10 protein-coding genes are annotated in these 8,853 nt (G+C 50.2%); 5 read left to right on the plus strand and 5 right to left on the minus strand.

Annotated features, from left to right (window positions below; genetic code table 11):
• Window positions 1–61 precede the first annotated feature (61 nt).
• Entirely contained in the window at window positions 62–1,348 is a 1,287-nt protein-coding gene (umuC, locus tag JJU14_RS09325; RefSeq protein WP_228612847.1) for a translesion error-prone DNA polymerase V subunit UmuC, read from the minus strand.
• Between the two features lie 3 nt (window positions 1,349–1,351).
• Complete coding sequence (gene umuD / locus JJU14_RS09330) at window positions 1,352–1,810, minus strand: translesion error-prone DNA polymerase V autoproteolytic subunit (RefSeq protein ID WP_228612849.1); 459 nt, start codon at window positions 1,808–1,810, stop codon at window positions 1,352–1,354.
• Window positions 1,811–1,993: 183 nt separating this feature from the next.
• Here umuD and JJU14_RS09335 point away from each other — a divergent pair, with 183 nt between their 5' ends.
• The 5 genes from JJU14_RS09335 (at window position 1,994) to JJU14_RS09355 (ending at window position 6,209) form a co-directional block, all read left to right on the plus strand.
• A complete protein-coding gene (locus tag JJU14_RS09335; protein WP_228612869.1) occupies window positions 1,994–2,251 on the plus strand; it encodes a hypothetical protein in 258 nt (85 codons plus the stop codon).
• Window position 2,252: 1 nt separating this feature from the next.
• The gene (locus JJU14_RS09340; RefSeq protein ID WP_228612852.1) at window positions 2,253–2,576 is read left to right on the plus strand and encodes a type II toxin-antitoxin system RelE/ParE family toxin; all 324 of its coding nucleotides are present in this window, start codon (window positions 2,253–2,255) and stop codon (window positions 2,574–2,576) included.
• 415 nt (window positions 2,577–2,991) lie between these two features.
• A complete protein-coding gene (locus tag JJU14_RS09345) occupies window positions 2,992–4,167 on the plus strand; it encodes a GTPase (RefSeq protein WP_228612854.1) in 1,176 nt (391 codons plus the stop codon).
• 723 nt (window positions 4,168–4,890) lie between these two features.
• A complete protein-coding gene (locus JJU14_RS09350) occupies window positions 4,891–5,205 on the plus strand; it encodes a hypothetical protein (RefSeq protein WP_228612856.1) in 315 nt (104 codons plus the stop codon).
• 2 nt (window positions 5,206–5,207) lie between these two features.
• Window positions 5,208–6,209, plus strand: coding sequence for a WYL domain-containing protein (locus tag JJU14_RS09355; protein ID WP_228612857.1), 1,002 nt, complete (start codon window positions 5,208–5,210; stop codon window positions 6,207–6,209).
• A 37-nt stretch (window positions 6,210–6,246) separates the two neighbouring features.
• On the opposite strand, the gene arsJ is transcribed toward JJU14_RS09355, so the two are convergent.
• From arsJ to JJU14_RS09370, 3 genes are all read right to left on the minus strand, one after another.
• Complete coding sequence (arsJ, locus tag JJU14_RS09360; RefSeq protein WP_228612859.1) at window positions 6,247–7,491, minus strand: organoarsenical effux MFS transporter ArsJ; 1,245 nt, start codon at window positions 7,489–7,491, stop codon at window positions 6,247–6,249.
• A gap of 5 nt (window positions 7,492–7,496) precedes the next feature.
• Window positions 7,497–8,510, minus strand: a complete 1,014-nt coding sequence (locus JJU14_RS09365; protein WP_228612861.1) for an ArsJ-associated glyceraldehyde-3-phosphate dehydrogenase — start codon at window positions 8,508–8,510, stop codon at window positions 7,497–7,499.
• A gap of 17 nt (window positions 8,511–8,527) precedes the next feature.
• A partial coding sequence (locus JJU14_RS09370; RefSeq protein WP_228612863.1) for a metalloregulator ArsR/SmtB family transcription factor occupies window positions 8,528–8,853 on the minus strand: 326 nt, incomplete at its 5' end.

Consider the following 8,853-nt stretch of genomic DNA (forward strand, 5'->3'; position numbering starts at 1 on the left):
TGTCAGGCACTCCATCCAGTATAAGTGCTGACGCTGCTAATAACAGTGCCATGGGTGTTTTTTATCGTACTTCCGGCAGCTGATCCCAGCGGGTGGTATAGGCCGGGGACAGAAATTGTTGCTGCATTTGCCAGTCACCGTCTCGACCTTGCCGGGCGATAAATACGCTGCCGCGGTGTTTCTGGTTCAACTGGTCGATGGTGGCCATCAGCCGCTGGCTGCGCTCAGAGGGCGGTGGGGTGAATAAGCTGTTTTGCAAGCCTTGTACCGGACACAGATCATTCAGCACGACCCCTGCTTTGGCATAGGCCGGGCCATCCCGCCAGATCCTGTCCAGCAGCTGCATCGCTGCCTGTTGCAGTACCCGGCTATCGCTGCTGGGACTCTCCAGTACCAGGCTGGCCTGATCGCCGAAAAACCTGGCTTTTTGGTCAAAGCGGCTGCTGCGAATAAAAACACTAAGCTGACGTGCCAGGCTGTTTTGTGCCCGCAGCTTTTCTGCCGCCCGGCTGATGTACAGTGTAATGGCCTGCTGCATGGCGGTTTTGTCTTGCACCCGCTGACCAAAGCTGCGGCTGCTGATAATTTGTTGCTTTGGCTCCTGTACTTCGTCCAGTTTCAGACAGGCGATGCCGTTTAGCTCATTGACGGTGCGGGCCAGCACCACCGAGAACTTTTTGCGAATGTGCTGTGGGCAGGCTCTGGCCAGTTGCAAGGCGGTATCTATGTTCATCGCCTGCAGCCGTTCGGCCAGTTTGCGGCCAACCCCCCAGACTTCCTGCACGGGTGTGCGGGCCAGAATATGCAAGCGCTTATGAGGGTCGGTTACATCAAGTACACCGTCGAACTGGGCGTATTTCTTGGCGGCATAATTGGCCAGCTTGGCCAGGGTTTTGCTGGGCGCTATACCGATACAGACTGGCAAGCCAAGCTGCTGTTGGATGCTGCTGCGGATATGCTGGCCGAAGTCGGTCAGGTTGTGGCCAAACTCCAGGCCAGATAGCTCCAGAAAGGCTTCATCGATGGAGTAAATCTCGACTTTCGGCGCCAGTTGCTCCAGGGTTTGCATCACTCGGTTAGACAGATCGCCATACAGCGCGTAGTTGGAAGAGAACACCGCCACCTGATGCTGCTTCAGTAGCGCTTTGACCTGATGAAAGGGGGCCCCCATCGGAATGGGGATCTGCTTGGCCAGCGCACAGCGAGCGATAATGCAACCATCGTTGTTGGACAGCACCACCACAGGTCGTTGTTTTAAATCCGGCCGGAACAAGCGCTCACAGGAAGCGTAAAAGTTGTTGCAGTCCACCAGCGCAAAGCAGCGCTTGGTATTCAGAGGCACTGGCATGGCTTAACGCTTCAGTTGATGGATCACACTGCTGACCACGCCAAACAATTCAAACTCCATGCCATCGGCAATCTCGATGGATGGGTATTTGGGGTTGGCGGCTTGCAGCATTAACTGCGGGCGTAGCAGCAAACGTTTGACGGTCATATCGCCGTTGACGCTGGCAATCACAATGTCCTGATGCTGTGCCTGCAGGGCACGATCGACCAGGAGAATATCGCCATCAAAAATAGCGGCACCACGCATGGAATCGCCGCGGGCTCTCACAAAAAAAGTCGCGGTCGGGTGCTTGATCAGCAGTTCATGCAAATCAAGACAGCCTTCCAGATAATCTTGCGCGGGTGATGGAAAACCGGCCGCCACGGTATTCAGGTACATCGGTAGCGCCCGTCCAGCCGGATCGGCTGGCACTCCCAGCATATCCGGGCTGGTATCATGACGTAAAGCAGGCTCTGTGCTCATGAGGAATGGCTATCACAAATACTGGTTAGATATACAGTTATTTTAGCGGTTAGCTGACGAATAGCAAGGGGTAAAATTTGTCCTTAATTTGCTCCTCAAATGAAGTTGCATTAAGCTTACCAAGGGCTGGATAGTGAGGAGTTACAGGTGAGTGAGACAACGGCAAAATACAGTGCCAACACCATGTCACAAAAACGTGCGCGTGAAGCGTTAGGGGCACCGGACACATTTCGTGGCGGGTGTTACGTCACGCGCAATGGCGTGGCGGAGCTTTTTATTCAGACCGCGGATGAGCGAGCGGAAGAGCTGGCCGCACAGGAGAGGGAGCGTCAAAGTATGGCGTTGCTGAAATTGGCGATGCTTGCCGAGCAGGATATTCGACAGGGCGATACCTTGAGTGCAGAGCAGGCGTTGCAACAACTGCGAGCGGCCAGACGCTGACATGCAGCTGCAGTTCACTCGTACCGCCCTGCGTTGTTTGCAGGATATAGAATCCTGGCAGGCGGCGTTTAAAGGCCCTGAGGCGGCGGCAGTCTGGGTTGATGATTACCTGCAGCAGAGTGTGCAAGCCATTTTAGCGGCCCCGGACCGTTATCGTTTTAACGCCCTGTTGGCCGATTATGGTCTGATGCTGCGCGAGCGGCTGGATCAGGACCACCGGTTGCTGTATCGCCAACAAGGCGACCAGATTTTTGTGCTCCTGGTGCTGCACTGCAAGCAGGATCTGGTGCGCGCCTTGTATCGGCATCAGTTGATGCGGGGCTAATGTCTGTTATCTAGCCGTTCCGAATCAAGCAGGACCAAAAAATTGCATTTTTTCTTTTTTGCGACCAATAATGTCGCATGATCAGGCTATAACAGTAGCACTTGCTCAAAAAAGGATGCAAAGATGCCATTACCACCTTCCCCTTATACGGTTAGTTGCCAACAGTGCGGTTGGAGCAAAACCTTTGCACCCAGCAGTGATGTATTGATGCCTGGCGAACAGCCAACAAGCTGCCCAGAATGCAGCAGCCAGAACCTAAGCTATCAGAATGCCGGAGCGATAAAAGGCTGGTTTGCCCGGAAAAAGCGGGATATATTCAAAAAATATCAATAAGTTTCTGGTTTAATTGATTAGTTAGCATTTAATTCTAAAAAAATAATTCTAACTTTTAACTGAAGTGATATGGAGAAAAATAATGAGCGATTATAGGGATTTTCTTGGCGACAGCTACAACGAGGAAAGCGGTGAACTTGATCAGCGCAAGGCCAAAAATAAGGCTTTAAATGAAAGAGAAAAATGTAACATCATTATTTGTGGTGCCAGCGGTGTAGGTAAAAGTACCTTGATTAACGCTATTTTTGGCGAAGAAGTTGTTGAAGCCGGAGCAGGTATGCCCGTCACTCAGCATCTTCAAAAAGTTACCATTCCTGAAAAAGGTATTTGCCTTTGGGACACTAAGGGTATTGAAGCTGAAAACTATCAAGCCACAATGGCATCACTGAAAAATGAATTCAGGCAAGCAATTGATAACGCCACTGACGACAGCGACCTTCCTCATATTGGCTGGGTTTGCATTAAAGCTAGCAGTGATCGAGTTGAAGATCGCGATCTCACGTTGATTAGGCTTCTCACTGATCGAAAAATCCCCGCTGTCGTTGTTTTCACCCGTGTTACAGGTAAGGCCGAGAGAGAATTTGTTGAAAAAGCAAAGCTCATCATCGACAAAGAATTTAAAGACTTCCTGAGCGGAGCATATGTTTCTGTCAATTCCGTACCCTATGAAATTGATGAAGATATGGTAGTAAAGGTCAAAGGGCTTGAATTACTAACCGAGGTCACCGAGTCACGATTTCCTACGGGCAAAAAATCAGCAAAAAATGCCTTTCTAAAAGCTCAGCGTTCAAAAGTGGAAAAGCGCCTTGCTGCTATGAAAGATGGGGCCAAAAAATGGGTTCACATTGCTTCTGCCGCAGCTGGAACCGCAGGTGCTTCACCTATTCCCGGTTCAGATGCACCTATCATCGCGGCAATACAAAGCACTATGATTTATAAAATTAATACGGAGTTTGAACTAGATGCAGATAATTCTAAAATGACATCTATTTTAACCGGCATCATGGGAGTTACCGCACTAGCTCAAGTGGGTAAGGCTGTAGTGTCCAATGCCTTGAAATTCATTCCCGGTGCTGGAACCTTAATCGGCGGCGCAATTTCAGCTACTACCGCAATTGCTATTACGGAAGCTGTCGGCCATGCTTATATTTCGGTATTGGAAAAATTCTATAACCCAGAAACAGGTGAAGTCATTTTCCCAGAGAATTCAGAACGAATTATATCCGTCTTCAAGGAAGTTTTCAGCTATAAGAAGTAAATACACCAGCATCAATGAATGCCGAGTCATATTAGGCTCAGTTCGACCTTCGCATACATCGGACTGAGTTTTTGTTAACAAGACAATACACTGCGCGCCTTCGGCGCGAGACGCAGGTAAAGCAGCGTCGGCTATTGAAGCGACATCTTTGACTAGATGAAAGGTAGATGGAGTTTTTTGGAATATATTTGTTAGTGAAAATCACGTCATGATAGCTATTGTGAGTGCTGTATCTTTAACTCTATGGTTGCTGCCTACCAGCACAGTTAGAGAATTAGCTGATGTAGCCACTAAAAATATCTTATGCCGAGACTAGCGAGCAAGTTGCTGGCAACTTTAATAGAGAAAGTTGCTGCACGCTTTGGAATTGTTATTACTAATAAGGCAGTAGCTCAAGCAGTGCCTGTAATTGGCGGTATAGTAGGGGTGACGGTAAGTATAATGTTTACCGATTGATGTCAAGATATGCCGCAAGGATGCTTTATTGTTAAAATGCAAGAGGGTAAATACGGCCTAGAACTCGTCAAAGCTGAATTTCAAAAGCCTCTTTAAACACAAGATCATGATAATTTTATCCTGTCGATTTTGAAGGTGTTTAAAATCAAATGTCACTTTATTCTTCAGCCGGTAAGCTTGTTTGTTCAACTGGTTTAATAGATCTCGTTTCGTAATGGAGTGGCGTACGTTTATTAAACTAAAACCAAAAATTAAATCGGAGTTTTTTTGGAAATTATCCTACATACCACCATTCTCGCCATCTGGAGTACGATGGCGGTGGTGGTAAAAGCGCGAAGTCCCGCCTTTGTTGCAATGATCTACCTCTATGCTGCAATCAACTTTTTTGTCTGCATCTTAGTTGTGAATTCGGTGTTTTTACCTATTGGATGGTCTGTGCTGATTGCAAGCTTTACATTAACCAGCAAGGCAGAGCAATCAGTAGTACTGCGCTGGTTAATACGACCACTGATTAGCAACCTAGGATTTGTGTTGTTGTTTCTGGGGTATGTTCGCATATATCTTCAATACCGTGGTGGATAGCCATGAGCACCGAACTACTACAACGCGTTTTTACCATTTTGGAGCATATCCCTGCAGCACCAGCCCGGTTAAGTACGGGGGAGTTATTCCAACGCTTGCAGGACAATGCTGAGGTTGGTTTTACCAAACGTACCTTAGAGCGGTATCTGGTGCTGTTGGAAGGCAACTATTTGCTGTGCTGCTTCACGGAAGGGAAAACCAATCATTGGTGCCGCCATCCAGATAAATATTTATTTGGCGAGCGCTTAACTTCTGAATTGGCGCTAGCCTATGTATTGGCTGAAGCACCGTTAGAGCAGAATGCACCTGCAGCTTTACTGGAAACGTACCGAAGTCGTATTCATCAGGCGCACCGTATTTTGATGCAGGATAAACTGGGCGACTGGCAAAAGCGGGTGATCCAAGTGTCGGGTAGCTTCCCACCATTAGCTATTGCTGTTGAACAACAGATTAAAAATACCCTCTATCAGGCACTATTTGAGCAATCGTGCGTACAGGTTCAGTATAAGGCTGCGGGTTCCGCACTAAAAACCATGCTGTTGCACCCCTATGGTTTGATCAATGCGGGGGAGCGCAAGTACTTGATAGCCACAGATACACCAGACGATTTGTCATCTGTGCGGTTATTTGCTTTGCAACGCTTCAAAGCGGCGGAGGTACACTGGCAGCAGTTGCAAACACCGGAAGGCTTGGATTTAAAGCATTTCAGCAACCAAGGTTTATCTGGTTGGCGCATCCAGCAGGAGCCGATAACGGTCCAGTTGCAAGCGAAGGGCGTAGCCTTACAGCAATTGCAAGACAGTGCTTTGGTTTTGGAGCAAGAGCAGGTTAGCCAGGAGGTTCACCAGCTTCGCTTTGACACTCCCATGACCTATGAGCTAGTACGCTGGTGTATTGCCATGGGTGATGACTTGCATATTCAGAGCCCGGACTGTTTGATTGCAGAAATTATGGCTTTAAGGAAAGATCCCTTAAAGCCATTTGCATTGAAGGGAAGCCATTAAGTTAAATCAGAATGGCCTTGTTTCAGTTTGCTAAACATCAATGGCTACTTTTGGGCATAGAGCTGTGCTTCGGCAATGCCAGCGAAATCAGCACGGTGGCGATCAGTAAGGCACTGGAGACCCATAAGCAGGTGGCAAGACCATACTCTTGGTACAGCCAGCCCGATAGCACGGTGCCGAGCAAGCGTCCCATGGCATTGGCCATGTAGTAAAAGCCGACATCCAGTGATACGCCATCCCGCCCGGCATAGCTGACAATCAAATAGCTGTGCAGCGAGGAATTGATAGCAAACACCGCGCCAAACAGCAGCAGGCCAATCAGTAGCACAGGACCTACCTGCCAATTCAGCTGAATGCTGAGCGCGATCAGCGCAGGCAGGGCGCACAGCAATAAAGCCCAGTGCACGGCGCTGCGACCATCCGGAACTTTCCCCTGACGCTTACCGGTAACCTGCGGCGCTATGCTTTGCACGGCGCCGTAACCTATCACCCAGAGCGCTAAAAAGCCGCCAACCTGCCAGTGATCCCAGCCAAACTGCCCAGCTAAAAATAACGGCAGCGCAATAACAAACCAAACATCACGGGCGCCGAATAAGCACAGGCGGGCAGCCGATAGCAGGTTGATGGCGCGGCTTTTTGAGAGCATCTCACGAAATTTGGCTTTGGCTTTGCTTTTGCCAAGATCGCGTTTTAACAGCTTCAGGCTAAGCAGCCAGACCAGCAGCAGCGCAACGGCCATCAGCAAAATCGCCCACCAGAAACCAAACAGCGCCAGCAGGGCACCGCCTAAAAAGAAGCCGACGCCTTTAAGCGCATTTTTCGAGCCGGTTAAAATGGCCACCCATTTGTACAGTGTGCCTTGCTGCTCATCGCTGACCAACAGCTTGATGCTGCTTTTCGCACTCATTTTATTCAGGTCTTTGGCGATGCCTGACAGCGCTTGCGCTGCCATCACCCAGGGCACAATTAAGTACTCGGCTGGTAGCAGCAACATCGATAACGCCACGATTTGCAAAAACAGCCCGATGTTCATGGTCTTGTTCAAGCCAATACGGGCACCGAGCCAGCCACCGATCAAGTTGGTGACCACGCCGAAGAACTCGTAAAACACAAACAGCATGGCGATGCTAAGGGCGCCATAGCCCAGGCTGTAAAAATACAGCACCACCAGCATACGCAGGGCGCCATCGGTCAGGGTAAAGGCCCAGTAATTGCCGGTGACCAGCAGGTACTGGCGTATATCCGGGCTAAGTGCCCGCAGCTGGTTAAGCAAACCGGGCATGGCCGTTAGCCTGCCTGATCCTGCAAACCAACCATTTTAGCCAGCTCGACAGTACGGTTGGCATAGCCCCACTCGTTGTCGTACCAGGCGTAGATTTTCACCTGGGTGCCATTGATCACCATGGTCGATAAGGCATCGATAATGCTGGAGCGGGGGTCGGTTTTGTAATCAATCGACACCAGTGGCCGCTCTTCGTAGCCCAGAATATCTTTCAGCTCGCCTTCGGCGGCGGTTTTCAGCAACTGATTCACTTCTTCGGCGCTGGTAGCGCGCTCTACTTCAAATACGCAATCGGTTAACGAGGCATTGGTCAGTGGCACCCGCACCGCATGGCCATTTAAGCGCCCTTTTAGTTCCGGGAAAATCTCAATAATGGCAGTCGCCGAGCCGGTGGTGGTTGGAATTAAGCTGGTACCGCAGGCGCGGGCCCGGCGCAGATCTTTATGCGGGGTATCCATAATGCTTTGGGTATTGGTTAAGTCATGGATGGTGGTGATGGAGCCATGCTTAATGCCGAGCGATTGATGGATCACTTTGACCACCGGCGCTAAGCAGTTGGTGGTACACGAAGCGGCAGTGACGATAGGGTGTTTGTTTTTATCGTACAGCTGATGGTTCACACCCATCACCACATTCAGCGCACCGGCTTCTTTGACCGGGGCACTGACCACCACCCGTTTCACGCCCTGGTCCAGATAGGCTTGCAGTGCAGCGACGGTTTTCATCTTGCCGGAGGCTTCAATCACCAGATCGCAACCCGACCAGTCAGTATCGCTGATGGCTTTGTTGCCAGTGACCGCAATCCGCTGGCCATTAATAAGGATGTTGTCGCCCTCGGCAGTGGCATTGTGCTGCCAGATACCATGCACCGAATCGAAGTTCAGCAGATGGGCGTAGGTGGTAGCATCAGCGGCTGGATCGTTGATACGGACAAACTCAAACTCAGGCCAATCGAAGGCTGCACGAAGGGCCAGCCGGCCAATACGGCCAAAGCCGTTAATCCCTACTTTGATGGTCATGATGATTCCTTAAAGAATTAACAAGAAGCGATGCAGCATTGGCTGGAGCGTTCGGGGCGATCGCCCATCTGCGCCAGTTGCTGCTGGTTGTGGCTGAGCAAGGCCTGATTGGCGCTCAGAGTTTGTTGCAAGATGGTCTGCGCCCAGTCGTCCAGCTCCGGGTGCAGCTGGTAAAACACCCACTGGCCCTGACGGCGATCGCTCAAAATGCCGAGCTGGCGCAGCAAAGCCAAATGCCTGGATATTTTGGGTTGCGACAAGCCGAGCGCACAGGTCAGTTCACAGACACACAGCTCCTGCTCTTGCACAATCAGCAGTAAAATACGCAGCCGGGTGTCGTCGG

Origin of the sequence: Alkalimonas sp. (assembly GCF_020831925.1) — a bacterium.
Classification (GTDB): domain Bacteria; phylum Pseudomonadota; class Gammaproteobacteria; order Enterobacterales; family Alteromonadaceae; genus Alkalimonas.

Excerpts from the sequence above, each read along its gene's own strand:
- JJU14_RS09340 (WP_228612852.1), top strand. The coding sequence starts at position 2,253 with ATGCAGCTGCAGTTCACTCGTACCGCCCTGCGTTGTTTGCAGGATATA.
- arsJ (WP_228612859.1), bottom strand. The coding sequence starts at position 7,491 with ATGCCCGGTTTGCTTAACCAGCTGCGGGCACTTAGCCCGGATATACGC.
- JJU14_RS09345 (WP_228612854.1), top strand. The coding sequence starts at position 2,992 with ATGAGCGATTATAGGGATTTTCTTGGCGACAGCTACAACGAGGAAAGC.
- JJU14_RS09355 (WP_228612857.1), top strand. The coding sequence starts at position 5,208 with ATGAGCACCGAACTACTACAACGCGTTTTTACCATTTTGGAGCATATC.
- JJU14_RS09335 (WP_228612869.1), top strand. The coding sequence starts at position 1,994 with ATGTCACAAAAACGTGCGCGTGAAGCGTTAGGGGCACCGGACACATTT.
- umuD (WP_228612849.1), bottom strand. The coding sequence starts at position 1,810 with ATGAGCACAGAGCCTGCTTTACGTCATGATACCAGCCCGGATATGCTG.
- JJU14_RS09365 (WP_228612861.1), bottom strand. The coding sequence starts at position 8,510 with ATGACCATCAAAGTAGGGATTAACGGCTTTGGCCGTATTGGCCGGCTG.
- umuC (WP_228612847.1), bottom strand. The coding sequence starts at position 1,348 with ATGCCAGTGCCTCTGAATACCAAGCGCTGCTTTGCGCTGGTGGACTGC.